A 16,822-nucleotide genomic window follows, 5' to 3' on the forward strand; every position below is an offset into this window, starting at 1 on the left:
TTTTCCTCGTTTCAAACTTCTGATAGAGGTCCGGGCTTAACAAATTAGTCAGCGCATATGCGCAACTATGGCGCACCGCCTTGGCAGCGGGCCTTGGGCGACCTATCTACGGTCCAGGGAAATGTAACCGCGTGCAGTTTAAGTCGCGTCGGGCGGTTAAGGGAACGAAATGAACGCACATTTTCGCAACTTTGCACTCTGGGTGATCATCGCCCTGCTTTTGATCGCATTGTTCCAGCTGTTTCAAAGTCCTGCGCAGCAAGGCGCCACCAACGACATTGCCTATTCGGACTTCATGAGACAGGTCGACAATGGCGAAGTCAGGTCTGTGACCATTCAGGAACAGAAAATCACCGGTCTCTACAACAGCGGTGGTGCTTTCCAGACCTATGCACCTGACGGTGCTCAATATGTCGATGAGCTCCGCGACAAGGGTGTTCTGATCAAGGCCAACCCGCCGGCGGAAAATTCACCTCTGCTCGGGGCGTTGTTCTCGTGGCTGCCGATGCTCATCATCCTCGGTATCTGGATCTTCGTGATGCGACAGATGCAGGGATCGGGCGGCAAGGCGATGGGGTTCGGCAAGTCGAAGGCAAAGCTTCTGACCGAAGCGCATGGCCGGGTCACTTTTGAAGACGTTGCCGGCATCGACGAAGCCAAGGAAGACCTTCAGGAGATCGTTGAATTCCTGCGTGACCCGCAGAAGTTCCAGCGTCTTGGTGGACGTATTCCCCGCGGCGTTCTGCTGGTTGGCCCTCCGGGTACCGGTAAAACGCTGACCGCGCGTGCCGTTGCAGGTGAGGCAAACGTTCCGTTCTTCACGATCTCGGGTTCCGACTTCGTCGAAATGTTCGTTGGTGTGGGTGCCTCGCGCGTCCGCGACATGTTCGAACAGGCGAAGAAAAACGCGCCCTGCATCATCTTCATCGATGAAATCGATGCGGTTGGACGGCACCGCGGCGCCGGTCTCGGCGGCGGTAACGACGAACGCGAGCAGACCCTCAACCAGTTGCTTGTCGAGATGGATGGTTTTGAACCCAATGAGGGCATCATCATCATCGCGGCCACCAACCGTCCGGACGTTCTCGATCCGGCACTGCTGCGCCCCGGCCGTTTCGACCGCCAGATCGTGGTTCCGAACCCGGATATCACCGGACGCGAGAAGATCCTGAAAGTGCATATGCGCAAGGTTCCGCTCGCGCCTGACGTAGACGTGAAAACGCTCGCACGCGGCACGCCCGGGTTCTCAGGTGCTGACTTGATGAACCTTGTCAACGAGGCAGCATTGCTGGCGGCGCGACGTTCCAAGCGTCTCGTCACGATGGCCGAGTTCGAGGATGCCAAGGACAAGGTCATGATGGGTGCTGAGCGCCGTACCCTTGTGATGACCGAGGAAGAAAAGAAGCTGACCGCCTATCACGAGGCCGGGCACGCCCTGGTCGCGCTGCACCAGGAAGCTTCCGACCCGATCCACAAGGCGACCATCATTCCGCGCGGCCGAGCATTGGGCATGGTGATGCGCCTACCGGAAAAGGATCAGGTGTCTTTGACCCGTGCCAAGTGTAAGGCCGACCTCGCGGTTGCCATGGGTGGCCGCGTCGCCGAGGAAATGATCTTCGGCTATGAAAAGGTCACCTCCGGGGCTTCCGGCGATATCCAGATGGCCACGAAACTTGCACGCGCGATGGCGACCCAGTTCGGCATGTCCGACAAGCTCGGTCCGCTGCTCTACGGTGAAAACCAGGAAGAGGTCTTCCTTGGCCATTCCGTGGCGAAAAACCAGAACGTAGCTGATGAGACGCAGAAGATCGTGGATGCTGAAATCAAGTCCTTCGTCAATCAGGGCTATGAAACGGCAAACAAGATCCTCAAGGAGCATGAAGACCAGCTTCACACCATCGCCAAAGGCCTTCTGGAATACGAAACGCTGTCCGGCGATGAGATCAAGGATCTGCTTGATGGCAAGCCGCCGGTGCGCGACACGGATGACGACCAGCCCATTGGCCGCTCGTCTGCGGTTCCGACGGCAGGTGCCAAGCGCGGTGGCGATGAGGCCAGTGGTGGCATGGAGCCCCAGCCGTCCTGATTGGACCTGCCAAAAAACAAGAATAATGAGCAGCCCGGCAGTGCCGGGCTGCTTTGTTTTTGAACGCAGGTGTGGATCGTTAGTGAATAGTAATATTTGCTCACATATTTTGAAGATCGAACCAATTCATTTGCGCTAAAAGAGCGCAAAGCAACTGTTCAGACAGGCACGAAGATGCGCAAGTTTTTCGGCACCGACGGCATTCGCGGCCAGGCCAATTCCCATCCCATGACGGCAGAGATGGCTCTGAAGGTTGGCATGGCTGCCGGTCTGGTCTTCAAGAATGGCGGTCACAAGCACCGGGTCGTGATCGGCAAGGACACGCGTCTTTCCGGCTATATGCTGGAAACAGCGCTGGTCGCGGGCTTCACCTCCGTCGGAATGGATGTCTTTCTGCTCGGTCCGATGCCAACCCCGGCGGTTGCCATGCTCACCCGTTCGCTGCGCACCGATCTCGGTGTCATGATCTCCGCATCGCATAATCCGTTCCACGACAATGGCATCAAGTTTTTCGGTCCGGACGGCTTCAAGCTGAGCGACGAAATCGAGCGGCGCATCGAAGACCTCATAGAAAGTGACCTGACCTCGCGCCTTGCTGGCGACCGCGATCTCGGGCGCGCCAAGCGTATTGACGGTGCCCAGCAGCGCTACATCGAATTTGCCAAACGCACGTTGCCGCGTGAAATGAGCCTTGAAGGCCTGCGAGTGGTGATCGATTGCGCGCACGGTGCGGCCTACAAGGTTGCCCCGGAAGCTCTGTGGGAACTGGGCGCAGATGTCATTTCGATTGGTGTCACGCCGGATGGTTTCAACATCAACAAGGAATGCGGCTCGACCTCGACAGACGCCTTGTCCAGAAAAGTGCACGAAGTCCGCGCCGATATCGGCATCGCACTGGATGGTGATGCGGACCGTGTCATCATCGTCGACGAGAACGGGCAGGAGGTCGACGGCGATCAGCTGATGGCCGTCGTTGCCCAGTCCTGGCAAGCCAATGATCGGCTTTCCGGTCCCGGAATTGTTGCCACGGTCATGTCCAACCTTGGGCTGGAACGATACCTCGGCGACCTTGGTCTCGGCCTCGCCCGGACGCGTGTCGGCGACAGGTATGTGGTCGAGCATATGCGTGCGAACGGCTTCAATGTCGGTGGCGAGCAATCCGGTCACATCGTTCTGTCCGATTTCGCGACCACCGGCGACGGGCTGATTGCCGCCTTACAGGTACTCGCCTGTGTGAAGGATCAGGACAAGCCGGTTTCTGAAGTGTGCCGCCGGTTCGAGCCGGTACCGCAAATCCTCAAAAATGTCCGCTACAAGAGCGGCAAGCCGCTCGAAGTGGACCAGGTCAAGGTTGCCATAGAAGAGGGCGAAGCACGCCTCGGCACTGCCGGCCGTCTGGTCATCCGGGCGTCTGGAACCGAACCGCTGATCCGGGTCATGGCAGAAGGCGATGACGCGGAACTCGTCAAGCAAGTCGTCAATGACATTGCCGGCGTTGTTGCCTCTGTCGCCGCCTAAACGCTTTTCAAGACAATCTTTGCATTGAAGCCGCCTCAACAGGGGCGGTTTCTTAACGAAGTGTAAATTTTATTTTTCATCTTAAGATTTCCTTAAGGTAAAAAAATACGGTTAAAGAACAGAGTTAAGCCACCTTTAATGAATTCCCGTCAGTATGCTTTCGAGTTTGACGTGTCCGGCAACGAAAAGCGGACGCTCACTGGAAGAGGACGAGGACATGAATTTATTCTTCAAGCGTTTGTCTTTGACCGGCTTTGCAGTCGCGCTTTCCACTGCGGGTTACGCAGCGGACCTGCCGGCACCGGTTATTGAACACGTGCCCGAAGTGCCTGTTGTCGGCGGCTTATATTTGCGCGGTGACATCGGCTACAAGTTTTACAACGATCCGAGCGGGAACTTTAATGATCCGGTCATCGGCGATCTGCGGTTTGAGCGGGAGTCGATGGACAATGCCTGGATGATCGGCGTCGGTGTCGGTTACAAGTGGAATAAATACCTGCGCACGGACTTGACCGTTGACTACGAAACACCGGCGACGATCAAAGGCTACGCTGAGTGTGTCGGCTGTACCGGCGGCGGTTTCTCCGAAGAATACACCGATGTCGATGTCTGGACGGTCATGCTGAACGGCTACATTGATCTCGGCACCTGGAACAGGATCACACCTTATGTCGGTGCCGGTATCGGTGCGGCATATGTGCGGACAAACAACACCTATTCGATCACGCCAACGATTGGCCGGACTGATTACGACGGCCAGAACGGCGAATGGAACTTTGCCTGGGCGCTGATGGCCGGTGCTTCCTACGCTGTTACCAACAACTGGGAAATCGATGCCGGATATCAGTATCGTGACCTTGGTGATGCAAAGACCGTGAAGCTCCACGACGCAGGGTCCGGTGAGACCCGCGTGGAATGGGATGACCTGACGGCTCACGAGATCCGCCTCGGCGTACGCTACAACTTCGGTGGCCGCGCTGCAGCGCCGGTCTACTACGAACCTCAAGGCCCGATCAGCAGTAACTTCTGATCAAGCCTGACGGCGAATTGACAAAGGCCGGTCTTCCAGACCGGCCTTTTTGCATTTGAACCGGAATTGAATTGACCGGCAGCGCGGAACGTCCTATCCCCATAGGTGGGCCACCCCTCCCCAACGAGGGGCAACTATCTGCGAGGGTAGACAGATATGACAAGTCTCACTGCCAAGCCGGACCTGCGTCCGGCCAATCCTAATTTTTCATCAGGTCCCTGTTCCAAGCGCCCCGGCTGGTCGCTTGAAGGCCTTTCCGATGCGCCGCTCGGTCGATCGCATCGCGCCAAACCCGGCAAGGCGAAACTCGCCGAAGCCATCGACCTGACCCGCAAGATTCTCAAGGTTCCGGAAGATTACCGCATCGGCATCGTGCCGGCGTCGGACACCGGTGCCGTTGAAATGGCCTTGTGGTCGCTGCTCGGCGCGCGCGGTGTCGACATGCTGGCCTGGGAAAGCTTCGGCAAGGGCTGGGTGACCGATGTGGTCAAGCAGCTCAAGCTGGAAAATGCGCGCGTTATCGAAGCGCCGTATGGCGAACTGCCGGATCTTGCATCCGTCGATTTTTCCAGGGATGTCGTCTTTACGTGGAACGGTACAACGTCCGGCGTTCGGGTTCCGAATGGCGACTGGATTCCGTCCGACCGGGCGGGGCTGACCATCTGCGACGCGACATCTGCCGCATTTGCGCAGGACCTTCCCTTCGACAAGCTCGATGTCGTGACCTTCTCCTGGCAAAAGGTGCTGGGAGGGGAGGCCGCCCACGGCGTGCTGATCCTGAGTCCGCGAGCTGTTGAGCGGTTGGAAAACTATACACCCGCCTGGCCATTACCCAAAATCTTTCGCCTCACCAAGGGCGGCAAGCTGATTGAAGGCGTTTTTCGGGGTGAGACGATCAACACACCGTCGATGCTCTGTGTCGAGGACTATCTGGACGCCCTGAAATGGGCAGACCGGTCAGGTGGTCTTGCCGGGCTGCAGAACCGGGCCGATGCAAACCTTCAGGTGATTGCCGATTGGGTGGACCGCAGCGGTTGGGCCGCCTTCCTAGCGGTTGATCCGGCCACCCGGTCCAACACGTCCGTTTGCCTGAAAGTCGTCGATCCCGACATTCTCGCGTTGGAAGAGGACGGGCAGGCTGCCTTTGCCAAGGCGGTCGCCGCGCAGCTCGACCAGGAAGGTGTCGCCTACGACATCGGTGCTTACCGGGACGCCCCGTCGGGATTGCGGATCTGGGCAGGTGCGACGGTCGAAACAGCGGACCTTCAGGCGCTCACCGCCTGGCTCGACTGGGCTTACGCTTCCGAAAAATCGAAACTGACTCAGGCTGCCTGAGCATTTTCTCCTGTTGTGACGAACCGCCGGGCGGCGCGCTGCCCGGTTCGCCTTTCCATTAAAGGAGAAGCTTTATGGCTCCCAAGGTACTTATATCCGACAAGCTGTCGCCGGCAGCCGTGCAGATCTTCAAGGATCGCGGCATTGAGGCTGATTTCCTGCCCGATGTCGGCAAGGACAAGGAAAAACTGCTCGAGATCATCGGCCAATACGACGGTCTGGCAATACGCTCGGCAACCAAGGTGACGGAAAAGATCATCGCCGCTGCCGACAATCTGAAAGTCGTCGGCAGGGCGGGGATCGGGGTGGACAATGTCGACATCCCGAAAGCGACTGCGCGCGGCATCATTGTCATGAACACGCCCTTCGGCAACGCCATCACGACCGCCGAACATGCCATTTCGATGATGATGGCGGTCGCCCGCCAGATCCCGGCGGCCGACGCCTCGACCCAAGCGGGCAAATGGGAAAAGTCCCGCTTCATGGGGCGTGAGCTCACCGGCAAGACCCTCGGCCTTGTAGGCTGCGGCAACATCGGGTCCATCGTTGCGGAAAGGGCAATCGGCCTGAAAATGAAGGTGATTGCCTATGACCCGTTCCTGACACCGGAGCGGGCGGTTGCGCTCGGCGTGGAGAAGGTCGAGCTGGATGATCTCTTGAGCCGTTCAGACGTCATCACGCTGCACACGCCGTTGACCGACAAAACCCGAAACATCATCAATGGCGACGCCATCGCCAGGATGCGAACAGGAGCGTACCTGATCAACTGTGCCCGGGGTGGGCTTGCAGACGAAGTCGCCGTTCGCGCGGCCTTGGATGAGGGCAAGCTGGGCGGGGCCGCCTTTGACGTTTTTCTGGAGGAACCGGCGAAGGAAAACGTGTTGTTCGGCGCAAGAAACTTCGTCTCCACGCCGCATCTTGGCGCGTCGACCTCCGAGGCTCAGGAAAACGTTGCCCTGCAGGTCGCTGAACAGATGTGTGACTACTTGCTCGACGGTGCCGTTCGCAATGCCATCAACATGCCCTCGATCACTGCCGAGGAAGCACCAAAGCTTGCACCCTTCGTCCGCCTGGCGGAGCAGCTCGGTTCATTTGCCGGCCAGCTCACCGAAACGGGGATCGAGGGCGTGAAGCTTGAATACGCGGGCGCCGTTGCTGAAATGAACGTTCAGGCGCTGACTGCAGCAGCATTAACAGGTCTGCTGACCCCGCTCCTGCAAACCGTCAATATGGTTTCAGCGCCGATCCTTGCAAAAGACCGGGGCATCAAAGTGGAGGAAATTCGCCGCGAGAAGCGGGGAGCCTACGAGACCTATATCCGGTTTACCGTGATCACCGAGCGTCAGGAACGGTCCGTTGCCGGTACCGTCTTTGCCGATGGTAAGCCGCGGATCATCCAGGTGAAGGGCATCAACATGGAAGCCGAACTCGGCGAGCACATGCTTTACATCACTAACGAGGACAAGCCCGGTTTCATCGGTCATCTCGGAATGGAACTTGGCAACAGCGGTGTCAACATCGCCACGTTCAACCTGGGACGCCTTGCCCCTGGCGGGGACGCAATCTGTCTGGTTGAGATTGATGACGATGTCTCCACCGATGTGATGGCGCGCTTGCAAGCGGTTTCCCATGTGAAGCAGGTCAAGGCACTCAGGTTCTAGCTGCTAAGAGATCTCACACCTTGAATACTGGCTCCCGGCCTTGCGCAAAGCGCGAGCCGGGAGGCCAACTCACCGTGCTCCATTGGCACTTTCCTATTTCCCGACGGCGTGACTGCCGCTCCGGCAGAAAATTCTTCCATCCAGCACAACCAGACCCAACAGCAACACCGCAAATCCACCGAGCTGCAGTGCGCTGAGGTTTTCGCCGAGGATCAGCCAGCCAAAAAAGAGAGCACTTGCCGGAACGAGCAGCGTGACAAGCGAAGCGTTGGTCGCGCCTGCCTCTCCCAGAAGCTGGAAATAAATGAGATAGGCGAGGGCGGTCGCGATCACGCCGAGAGCCGCAACGTTGAGCCATGCGGTCATGCTCGTCTCTGAGAAGCTCCACCCGGCGCCTGCGACTATGGCGATCGGCAACATGATCAGGCTCGATCCGAGAAGCTGACCCGCAGCAGCGACTTGTGGCTGGACTTTCTTGAAACGCCGCGCGTAGGTCGCAGCGCAGGCATAGGAAACCGCTGCACCAAGACAGCTCAATTGCGCCCAGACCGGATCGCTGGCAACGCCGGACAGGCTGCTCGACAGCATGATCGCGACACCGGCAACACCCAAAAGAACGCCTAGAAACTTGTTCGGGCTGAGTGTTTCCTGCTTTGTCAGAAGTCCGGCGACGATGACGGTGAAAACCGGTGTCGTTGCGTTCAAGATGGAGGCGAGGCCAGCCCCAATTTCGGTTTGTCCGAGGAACAAAAGCGAGAACGGAACGGCGTTGTTCAAGAACCCCATGATCAGAAACGGTCCGGCCAGACCTAGCGTCATTGCGCCCAGAAGTTTCTGGTACCAGAGCACGACCAGCAGAACCGCGCACGCGCTTGAAACCCGCAAAAACACCAGCACAAACGGGGGGATCTCGGCAACGGCAACCTTGGCGAACAGAAAGGATCCGCCCCAGATGGCGCCCAGCACAATTAGCAAGATCCAGTTTCGCAGTGACATGGCCCCGGTCCGAAAATGTTCAGTTCAATGACCGGGGTATCACGGTGACAGTGGCTCCGACACCCGAAAAGCGATCCCGCGACCCAGTTCGCGACTTGCGCTGAATTCTCATTCTGGCAAAGTGGCCGGTGCGTCCGTACCCTTATTCCCTGCTGGCGCATTCAGGATACCCGTCTCCCATGACACAGATCGCCCAAACCGCCGAAGGCTCGCCCCTTGCCGGCCGGCTCACCCCGATGCTGATCGCAGCCGCATGTCTGTTGGCTGCCAATGGTCTCGCCATGACCATGATCGCCGTGCGTGCAAATCTTGAAGGTCTGCCGGATGGCATGATCGGGCTTTTGGGATCGCTTTACTATGCCGGCTTGATATCGGGCGTGATCCTGACGCCGTTTCTGATTGCCAGGGCCGGGCATATTCGCGTGTTTGCGGCTCTTGCCTCAGTCAGTGCCATCGCTGTTCTGGCCATTGCCTTTGCGCCAGCCGGCTGGCCCTGGATGGTCGCGCGGTTCGTCAGCGGCGCCGCGTTTTGCGGGACGGCCATGGTGCTGGAAAGCTGGCTGAACTCAATCGCAACCAACACGTCCCGCGGGCGCATCCTCTCGGTCTACAGGATCGTGGATCTCGGCGCCGTCATGGGCGGTCAGTTCATGCTGCCAGTCCTGGGAGCAACGGGCCCCAGCATCTTGATGTTTCTTGCCGTTCTGTTCTGCTTTGCAGTCGTTCCCATATCCTTGGCGCGGGAGGGCAATCCGCCGGCTCCTCCGGCCAAGATTGTCAATCCGATGATGCTCTGGCGGGTTTCCCCGGTCGCGATCGTCGGGATTTTTACAATCGGCCTGACAAACGGGGCGTTCCGCATGGTTGGCCCGATCTATGCGGAAAGTATCGGCCTTGGTCTGGAAACGGTGGCAGCTTTCATCGCGATCTGGGTTTTTGCCGGAGCGATCTTCCAGTATCCGGCGGGTTGGGTTTCGGACCGTCTCGATCGACGTCTCGTACTGATCGTCTTCACGATTGGCGCAGGGATCGCTTGCCTCTTTATCGCCCGGTCATCGAGCCAGGCGGAACTGTTTTTGGGCGTGTTTTTCTTTGGCGGTTTCGCCTTGCCGCTTTATTCCCTGTCCGCTGCACACGGGAACGATCACGCAAAACCCGGCCAGTTCCTGGATGTTGCGGCCGGTATCATGCTGGCTTTCGGCTGCGGTGCCATGATCGGGCCTTTTGTCGCATCGCTTCTGATGGGAGTTTTCGGGCCGGCAGCCTTCTTCGTCTACACGGCGACACTGCATTTGTTGCTGGTTCTGTTCGTCATTTTCCGCATGTTCAGCCGTGAAGCGGTTCCTGTCAGTCAGAGACGCCGTTTCGTCTGGCTCCTCAGGACATCACCGATGATCAACAAGCTGGCGGGAGGCGAAAAGCACGATGAGACCACCGAGCCGCCCAAATAAGGTCAAACACTCGACTATAAGCGGTGTTTAAATAGGAAAAGCGGCCTCTTATTTTGGGTGCGGAGACTCGCATGCGCTGGGAAACCTGTCTATAGTCCGCGCCGTTTGCCCCGGCCAGCATGCCGGGGCTTGTCGTGTTGGCACCCTGCTTGTTGCAACGGGTGCAAAGAGCTGCTTTCAGGAGAGCAAAAACTAGATGGCGAATGTGGTTGTTGTCGGTTCTCAATGGGGGGACGAAGGCAAAGGCAAAATTGTCGACTGGTTGTCGGAACAGGCCGATGTCATCGTCAGATTCCAGGGTGGACACAATGCCGGCCATACGCTTGTCATCGACGGCATCAGTTACAAGCTGTCTCTCCTGCCGTCCGGCGTTGCGCGCGAAGGCAAGCTTTCAGTGATCGGCAACGGCGTCGTTCTGGATCCGCATGCGCTCGCCGAGGAAGTTGAGCGGCTGGCGGAGCAGGGCGTTGTGGTCACTCCGGAAACACTGCGTGTTGCTGAAAACGCCACCTTGATCCTTTCGTTGCACCGGGAACTGGACGCCTTGCGCGAAAATTCCAACTCCGGCACGCGCATCGGGACCACGAAGCGAGGCATTGGCCCCGCCTATGAGGATAAAGTCGGCCGCCGCGCAATCCGGTTGATGGACCTGAAAAACCTGACGACCTTGCCGGCCAAAATCGACCGTCTCCTGACACACCACAATGCCCTGCGCCGCGGTCTCGGCCAGGAGGAGATCTCCGCGCAGGCGATCTATGACGAGCTGGCCAGCATCGCAGACAAGGTGCTGCCCTATATGGACAAGGTCTGGTACCTGCTCGACGATTTGCGCCGCAAGGGCAAGCGGATCCTGTTCGAGGGGGCACAGGGCGCCTTGCTCGACATCGACCATGGCACATATCCGTTCGTGACCTCTTCAAATACCGTTGCGGGTCAGGCCGCGACTGGCTGCGGCCTTGGTCCAGGCTCGATCGACTATGTCCTCGGCATTACCAAGGCTTATACGACCCGCGTTGGCGAGGGGCCGTTTCCGACTGAACAGGAGAACGAAGTCGGTGAGTTCCTCGGAACACGCGGACATGAGTTTGGCACTGTCACGGGCCGTCGGCGCCGTTGCGGCTGGTTCGATGCAGTGCTGGTGCGCCAGACGGTTTGCACATCCGGCATCAACGGGATTGCGCTGACGAAGCTCGATGTGCTTGACGGGTTGGACGAGATCAAGATCTGCATCGGCTATGAACTTGACGGCGAACGGATCGATTACCTGCCTGCGTCGCAGGGCGCTCAGGACAGGGTTGTCCCGATCTATGAAACGCTGCCGGGCTGGAAAGAGTCGACGGAAGGTGCACGGACATGGGGCGAATTGCCGGCCCAGGCCATCAAATATGTGCGCCATGTCGAGGAATTGATTGGCGCGCCAGTGTCGCTGCTGTCGACAAGTCCGGAGCGGGACGACACAATTCTTGTGCAGAATCCTTTCCAGGATTGAGATCGGGAGCAGAAAAAGCTCAATATTGCGGGGGCAGTTGTGCATCGCGAATCACGATGCGACGTAAGCGAGTTCTTGGACGCAACTTTCAGGTACGTCCGATAGACTATGATGGGAATAAGCTCTGCAGGGTTCTTTTTCGGTAAGTACGAAGAATTGGCACCAAGCTTCAAAAACTTGCTATAAGCCTGATGGGAATACAAATCCCGGGCTGGCGAAACAGAACAATGCAATTGGCCGGTAGGCAGGAAGATGGCTGATTACTATTCAATACTGAAGAAAACGATCGCGTCTTTGCCAGAAAGCAACGGTGCAGCTCGCCGAAGCGTGTATAGCCGCGCGCGCAACGCCATTGTTAATCAGCTCAAGGCCTACGAACCGCCACTGTCTCCTTCGGAAATCACGGCTGAGCAGCTTCGCCTGGAAGAGGCGATCCGTAAAGTGGAGGCGGAAGCGGCACGCGAAAGTCTCGGGTTGAGCCCGGCTGCCTCAACGTCGGCTCCCGATGTCGAACCTCCAGAACCTGAAGTGACTGAACCACCGGCAGTAGAAGAGCCGCAGGTCGAACCGCCGCCGCCACCACCAGTCGCTGAGGAAACGCTTCCTGAAGAAACGCCAGAGCCAACGGCTGCCAGCGAGGTTCAGGAAACGGTCGAAGATGTCCCTTCACCCCTGAAGGAGACATTGTCGGAAGCCGAATCTCTTGGTGTTGCTGCCAATCAGGCCGTGCAGAACGCCAAGGAAGTCGTCGAGCCGGACAAAGCTGCATCATCACCGCCGCCTGTGCCCGAACCGCGGCAGGAACCCGTTTTCGACAGCGCGGCGTCGCCATCCGACGAAGAAATTTTCGAGCACAAACCGGTTGAGGACGGCAAGGCCGTTCCTCCGATCCAGCCGGACGGGTCGGAAAAGAGTGCACCTGCAAAGGGTAGAGCCAGGCGCGATCGCCCGAGCGCCTCCGAGGCGTTACGGAGCAGCTCTTCTTCCAATCGCATCGTACCGATCGCGTTGACGGTTGTGGCCCTGATCGCACTTCTTGCCGCAGGAGGCTATTTCTTCCTGCCGATCGGTGACCAGCTTGCGCTCACAAGCCAGCAATCCGATGGCGCCGTTTCACAGGGAACGCAAGACACATCGACGGCCGCTGTTTCCGGCTCCCAGACAGACGATACGGAATCGTCGAAGAACACGGACCGATTGCTTAGCGGCGAAACCGAGGATGTGATCGCACCGGATGCGCGCGCCGTAACGACGACGACGATCAACCCGCAATCGGACGATGCGGTGCCTGCTCCTTCGCAGCCCGCAATCGTGGCAAGTACCGGGGGCGAGACGCCTCAGGTCGAGACCGTTGTGCCTGACACCGGGGCGAATACGGCGCCGGCAGACGGCAGCGAGGCCCCGCTCGCTGTGCCTGAAGACAATCTTGCAGCCATTGCGCCGGATGAGGCCGCCCCGGAAGATCCTTCCGTTGGCGTCGCCAGCAGCGCAAGTGGAGCGCAACGCTCGATCCTCTACGAGGAAGGCGAGGACGCAGGCGGTTCGGGTACGGCCTCTCAAGGCGCAGTGGTCTGGGGTGTCGAGGAAACGAACAATCTTGACGGCCAGCAACTGTCTGTCCTGACTGCGTCAGTCGACATTCCCGAGCGGGACGTCAAGGTGAATATCCGTATCAAGCCAAATGACGATACGTCCTTGCCGGCAAGTCACCTCGTTGAAATCATCTATGAGTTTCCCGAGAACTTTGCCGCCGGAGATGTCGTGAACGTGCCCGGTCTTGTCATGAAACCGACTGAGGAGGCGCGCGGGGATGCCTTGATCGGTGCTTCGGTGAAAGTGTCTCCGGGTTACTTCTGGATCGCTTTGTCGAGCCTGCCCAATGAACAGCAGCGCAATCTGGCACTTCTGCGAGAGCGCGGCTGGATCGATATCCCGATGCTCTACGAAAACGGCAAACGCGGTATTCTGACCCTCGAAAAAGGATCGGTGGGTGCAGACGCGGTCGAACAAGCCGTTTCGACCTGGCAAGCCGGCTAATCGCGACCTTAAGACCCTGCCCAAAAAAGTTGCTAAGCAACGGCTTGCCTTTTTTATTCCGGCAGGGCATGTTCCGCCTTGGTCCGAGGGGTGTTCCGGTGTCCGGAACTGAGATGGCGTTGAGCCGAACCCTTAGAACCTGATCCGGGTCATACCGGCGAAGGGACGGAATCCTTAGCCTATTCCCGGATCTCCATTGTCATTTTCGGTGTTTGCCGAAGACGGGAGATCCTATGCGTTCTTGTTTACCAAGGCCGCAGTCGTTGCAGTTGCAATGTCCGCGCGCCGTTCGAGAAATGAAAGCAACGCCGAGTGCGGCCGGGAGGCTGTGTTGAAGGCGTTCTTGACGGTTCTTTCCAGATTCCTCTTTGCGGTTGTCGCTGTTTTTGGCGTGTGGGCGCTACTTGTCGCGGTGTTTCAACCGCCATCGTTCATGTTGCCCGGCCCGGTCGAGGTGTTGCGCACGTATCCTGAAAACGCTGGCTTTCTGTTGCATCACGCGGGCATCACCGCGTCTGAGACCGTGCTCGGCTTCCTGCTTGGCGTCATCTGTGGTGCCATGCTGGCCGTCTCGGTTTGGCTGTTTCCGCTCGCGGGACGGATTGTCATGCCAACCATACTGGTCACGCAGGCACTGCCCGTCTTTGCAATCGCACCGATTTTGGTGCTGTGGCTCGGATTCGGCATGTCATCCAAAATCGTCATGGCGATCCTGGTGATCTTTTTCACCGTCACGTCAACGGTTTATGACGGACTTCGGCGGCTTGACCCCGGTCTTGCCGATCTTGCAAGGCTCTATCGCGTCTCCCGCTTTCAGGAGCTTTGGGTTTTCCGCATTCCGGCAGCGATGCCTGCCTTTGCATCCGGCCTTCGCGTTGCCGCCGTCTTTGCTCCCATCGGTGCTGTCGTTGGCGAATGGGCAGGTGCCAAGGGCGGCCTTGCCTTCATCATGCTTCAAGCCAATGCACGCGGAAATGCAGACGTCCTGTTTGCTGCCGTCATCCTGCTTGCCCTGATGGTGCTGGCGATGCGCTACGCCGTCGAACATCTCACCCGGCTTCTTGTTCCCTGGCAGGTCGAAGACTGACTGCCGCACCCTGGAGGTTTGAATGAAAAAAACGCTTTTGTCCCTATCCGTTGCAGCAGCCTTGTTTGCAAGTGCACCGGTACAGGCCGCAGAGAAACTGACCGTTCTGCTGGACTGGTTCACAAATCCTGACCATGCACCCGTGATTACCGCCCAGACGAAAGGTTTTTTTGAAGCCGAAGGACTGGAAGTGGAATTGATCGAGCCTGCTGACCCGGCAATGCCACCGAAGCTGGTTGCGGCAGGGCAGGGAGACATTGCCATTTCCTACCAGCCGACGCTCCACGCGCATGTCGAGGAAGGTCTGCCGGTCGCCTGGATCGGGACGCTTGTCGAAACACCGCTCAATTCCCTGATCGTTCTAAAGGACGGTCCGATCAAGGAACTCAAGGACCTGAAAGGCAAGACCATAGGGTTTTCCGTCTCCGGATTTGAAGATGCGATGCTCGGTCAGATGCTCAGATCGGTTGACCTGTCGATCGACGACGTCGAACTGATCAACGTCAACTTCGCGCTCTCCCCGGCACTCATGTCCGGTCAGGTGGATGCGGTGATTGGTGCTTACCGCAATTTCGAACTGACGCAGATCGAGATCGAGGGCAAGGAAGGAACAGCGTTCTTCCCGGAGGAAAACGGCGTCCCGATTTTCGATGAGCTGATCTATGTGGTGAACAAGGACCAGACCGGTGATCCGCGCTACGCGAAGTTCCTGGCGGCGGTCGAAGCGGCAACGATCTATCTCACCAATCATCCGGACGAGGCCTGGAACGCGTTCATCGAGGCCTATCCGCATCTGAATGACGAGCTCAACAAGCGCGCCTGGGCTGATACGCTGCCGCGCTTTGCCAAACGCCCGGCTGCGCTGGACGAAGGCCGGTACCAGAGGTTTGCGGAATTCATGGCGGAAGCAGGGTTGATCAGCAAGGTCGTCCCCGTCGACTCCTACGCCGTGGAAATCCGCTGAAGCCGGTGGCATTCAACCCGTCGCGGACAGACTGTGGCGCTACAGGTCGTCAAATGTCTGGCTGAAAAGCAAAACGCCGGAGCAGGGCTCCGGCGTTTTTGATTTGGTCTCGCTTGACGTATCAGGCGACCGGTTGCTGGTGCTCTTGCGCACGCGCGTTGTTGCGCACAGCCTTTTGCACTTTTTCGAAGGCGCGCACTTCGATCTGGCGGACGCGTTCGCGGGAAACACCGAATTCTCCGGAAAGGTCTTCCAGTGTCATCGGGTCTTCCGCCAGACGGCGTGCTTCGAAGATGCGGCGCTCACGCTCGTTGAGCACGTCCATGGCATCGCTCAGCAGCTTGCGGCGCATGTCCAGTTCTTCCTGGTTGGCGAGCAAGGTCTCCTGACTGTCGCTTTCATCGACAAGCCAGTCCTGCCATTCGCCTGCATCGGCTTCCGCGCGTACCGGTGCGTTCAGGCTGGCGTCGCCGCCCAACCGGCGGTTCATGGAAATCACTTCCTCCTCGGACACACCGAGGCGGGTTGCGATTTCTTTCACCTGATCCGGTTTCAGATCGCCCTCATCGAGCGCCTGGATCTTGCCTTTCAAACGACGCAGGTTGAAGAAAAGCCGCTTCTGGTTGGCTGTGGTTCCCATTTTGACCAGGGACCAGGACCGCAGGATATATTCCTGGATCGCCGCCTTGATCCACCACATTGCGTAAGTCGCAAGCCGGAACCCCTTGTCCGGTTCGAACCGCTTGACCGCCTGCATCAGGCCGACATTGCCCTCGGAGACGACTTCTCCGATCGGCAGGCCGTAGCCGCGATAACCCATTGCGATCTTGGCAACAAGGCGTAGGTGGGAATTGACGAGGCGTTCGGCAGCTTCAGGGTCTTCATGCTCTTTGTAGCGCTTGGCGAGCATGTACTCTTCCTGCGGCTGCAGCATGGGAAACTTACGAATCTCATCCAGGTAACGGCTTAGGCCACCTTCCCCGGCTGTGAGAGTAGGTACGTTTTGGGCCATAGCATGCACCCCCTTTCGTAAAGTTTGCGCCCTTTCCCTCCCGCTGCCCCGCAGAGTTACGCAAGCAAGCACTGTCAGAGGAAAACGAACGCAGAATCGTGTCCATTACGGCACACAGAGAATCTAATATAGGTTGGATATTAGCGATTACATGGC

Annotated in this window: 12 protein-coding genes and 1 riboswitch; of the genes, 10 read left to right on the forward strand and 2 right to left on the reverse strand. The window is 58.2% G+C overall.

What is annotated here, in order from left to right; genetic code table 11:
- Positions 1 to 169 precede the first annotated feature (169 nt).
- The 5 genes from ftsH to serA all read left to right on the forward strand — a co-directional run bounded on the left by ftsH (position 170) and on the right by serA (position 7,630).
- Positions 170 to 2,086 (forward strand): ATP-dependent zinc metalloprotease FtsH, encoded by a 1,917-nt coding sequence (gene ftsH, locus RBB47_RS16205; RefSeq protein ID WP_305986891.1) that lies wholly within the window; start codon positions 170 to 172, stop codon positions 2,084 to 2,086.
- A gap of 174 nt (positions 2,087 to 2,260) precedes the next feature.
- Positions 2,261 to 3,604 (forward strand): phosphoglucosamine mutase, encoded by a 1,344-nt coding sequence (glmM, locus tag RBB47_RS16210; RefSeq protein ID WP_305986892.1) that lies wholly within the window; start codon positions 2,261 to 2,263, stop codon positions 3,602 to 3,604.
- Between the two features lie 217 nt (positions 3,605 to 3,821).
- Positions 3,822 to 4,634: an outer membrane protein gene (locus RBB47_RS16215; RefSeq protein WP_305986893.1), complete on the forward strand. Its 813-nt coding sequence runs from the start codon at positions 3,822 to 3,824 to the stop codon at positions 4,632 to 4,634.
- 156 nt (positions 4,635 to 4,790) lie between these two features.
- Positions 4,791 to 5,969, forward strand: coding sequence for a phosphoserine transaminase (locus RBB47_RS16220; protein ID WP_305986894.1), 1,179 nt, complete (start codon positions 4,791 to 4,793; stop codon positions 5,967 to 5,969).
- Between the two features lie 74 nt (positions 5,970 to 6,043).
- Positions 6,044 to 7,630 carry a phosphoglycerate dehydrogenase gene (gene serA, locus RBB47_RS16225; protein ID WP_305986895.1) on the forward strand — a complete coding sequence of 529 codons (1,587 nt, stop codon included), beginning with the start codon at positions 6,044 to 6,046 and terminating at the stop codon, positions 7,628 to 7,630.
- Positions 7,631 to 7,723: 93 nt separating this feature from the next.
- Here the strand turns inward: serA and RBB47_RS16230 are convergent, their stop codons facing one another.
- Positions 7,724 to 8,626 carry a DMT family transporter gene (locus tag RBB47_RS16230; protein WP_305986896.1) on the reverse strand — a complete coding sequence of 301 codons (903 nt, stop codon included), beginning with the start codon at positions 8,624 to 8,626 and terminating at the stop codon, positions 7,724 to 7,726.
- Positions 8,627 to 8,805: 179 nt separating this feature from the next.
- On the opposite strand from RBB47_RS16230, the gene RBB47_RS16235 reads away from it, so the two are divergent.
- The 5 genes from RBB47_RS16235 to RBB47_RS16255 all read left to right on the forward strand — a co-directional run bounded on the left by RBB47_RS16235 (position 8,806) and on the right by RBB47_RS16255 (position 15,654).
- Positions 8,806 to 10,077, forward strand: coding sequence for an MFS transporter (locus RBB47_RS16235; protein ID WP_305986897.1), 1,272 nt, complete (start codon positions 8,806 to 8,808; stop codon positions 10,075 to 10,077).
- Between the two features lie 196 nt (positions 10,078 to 10,273).
- On the forward strand, positions 10,274 to 11,566 hold the full coding sequence (locus RBB47_RS16240) for an adenylosuccinate synthase (RefSeq protein ID WP_305986898.1): 1,293 nt from the start codon (positions 10,274 to 10,276) through the stop codon (positions 11,564 to 11,566).
- A gap of 252 nt (positions 11,567 to 11,818) precedes the next feature.
- Positions 11,819 to 13,603, forward strand: a complete 1,785-nt coding sequence (locus RBB47_RS16245; protein WP_305986899.1) for a hypothetical protein — start codon at positions 11,819 to 11,821, stop codon at positions 13,601 to 13,603.
- A 76-nt stretch (positions 13,604 to 13,679) separates the two neighbouring features.
- Positions 13,680 to 13,786, forward strand: a riboswitch (TPP riboswitch).
- 145 nt (positions 13,787 to 13,931) lie between these two features.
- Positions 13,932 to 14,690, forward strand: a complete 759-nt coding sequence (locus RBB47_RS16250) for an ABC transporter permease (RefSeq protein WP_371932803.1) — start codon at positions 13,932 to 13,934, stop codon at positions 14,688 to 14,690.
- A 22-nt stretch (positions 14,691 to 14,712) separates the two neighbouring features.
- Positions 14,713 to 15,654, forward strand: coding sequence for an ABC transporter substrate-binding protein (locus RBB47_RS16255; protein WP_305986900.1), 942 nt, complete (start codon positions 14,713 to 14,715; stop codon positions 15,652 to 15,654).
- A gap of 121 nt (positions 15,655 to 15,775) precedes the next feature.
- Here RBB47_RS16255 and rpoH read toward each other — a convergent pair whose 3' ends face one another.
- Positions 15,776 to 16,666 (reverse strand): RNA polymerase sigma factor RpoH, encoded by an 891-nt coding sequence (gene rpoH / locus RBB47_RS16260; protein ID WP_305986901.1) that lies wholly within the window; start codon positions 16,664 to 16,666, stop codon positions 15,776 to 15,778.
- Between the last annotated feature and the right edge of the window lie 156 nt (positions 16,667 to 16,822).

Origin of the sequence: Roseibium sp. MMSF_3544, assembly GCF_030732845.1 — a bacterium.
Lineage (GTDB): Bacteria > Pseudomonadota > Alphaproteobacteria > Rhizobiales > Stappiaceae > Roseibium.

What these genes read in the sequence shown, in the direction of transcription:
- ftsH (WP_305986891.1), top strand. Translation starts at nt 170, where the DNA reads ATGAACGCACATTTTCGCAACTTTGCACTCTGGGTGATCATCGCCCTG.
- glmM (WP_305986892.1), top strand. Translation starts at nt 2,261, where the DNA reads ATGCGCAAGTTTTTCGGCACCGACGGCATTCGCGGCCAGGCCAATTCC.
- RBB47_RS16215 (WP_305986893.1), top strand. Translation starts at nt 3,822, where the DNA reads ATGAATTTATTCTTCAAGCGTTTGTCTTTGACCGGCTTTGCAGTCGCG.
- RBB47_RS16220 (WP_305986894.1), top strand. Translation starts at nt 4,791, where the DNA reads ATGACAAGTCTCACTGCCAAGCCGGACCTGCGTCCGGCCAATCCTAAT.
- serA (WP_305986895.1), top strand. Translation starts at nt 6,044, where the DNA reads ATGGCTCCCAAGGTACTTATATCCGACAAGCTGTCGCCGGCAGCCGTG.
- RBB47_RS16230 (WP_305986896.1), bottom strand. Translation starts at nt 8,626, where the DNA reads ATGTCACTGCGAAACTGGATCTTGCTAATTGTGCTGGGCGCCATCTGG.
- RBB47_RS16235 (WP_305986897.1), top strand. Translation starts at nt 8,806, where the DNA reads ATGACACAGATCGCCCAAACCGCCGAAGGCTCGCCCCTTGCCGGCCGG.
- RBB47_RS16240 (WP_305986898.1), top strand. Translation starts at nt 10,274, where the DNA reads ATGGCGAATGTGGTTGTTGTCGGTTCTCAATGGGGGGACGAAGGCAAA.
- RBB47_RS16245 (WP_305986899.1), top strand. Translation starts at nt 11,819, where the DNA reads ATGGCTGATTACTATTCAATACTGAAGAAAACGATCGCGTCTTTGCCA.
- RBB47_RS16255 (WP_305986900.1), top strand. Translation starts at nt 14,713, where the DNA reads ATGAAAAAAACGCTTTTGTCCCTATCCGTTGCAGCAGCCTTGTTTGCA.
- rpoH (WP_305986901.1), bottom strand. Translation starts at nt 16,666, where the DNA reads ATGGCCCAAAACGTACCTACTCTCACAGCCGGGGAAGGTGGCCTAAGC.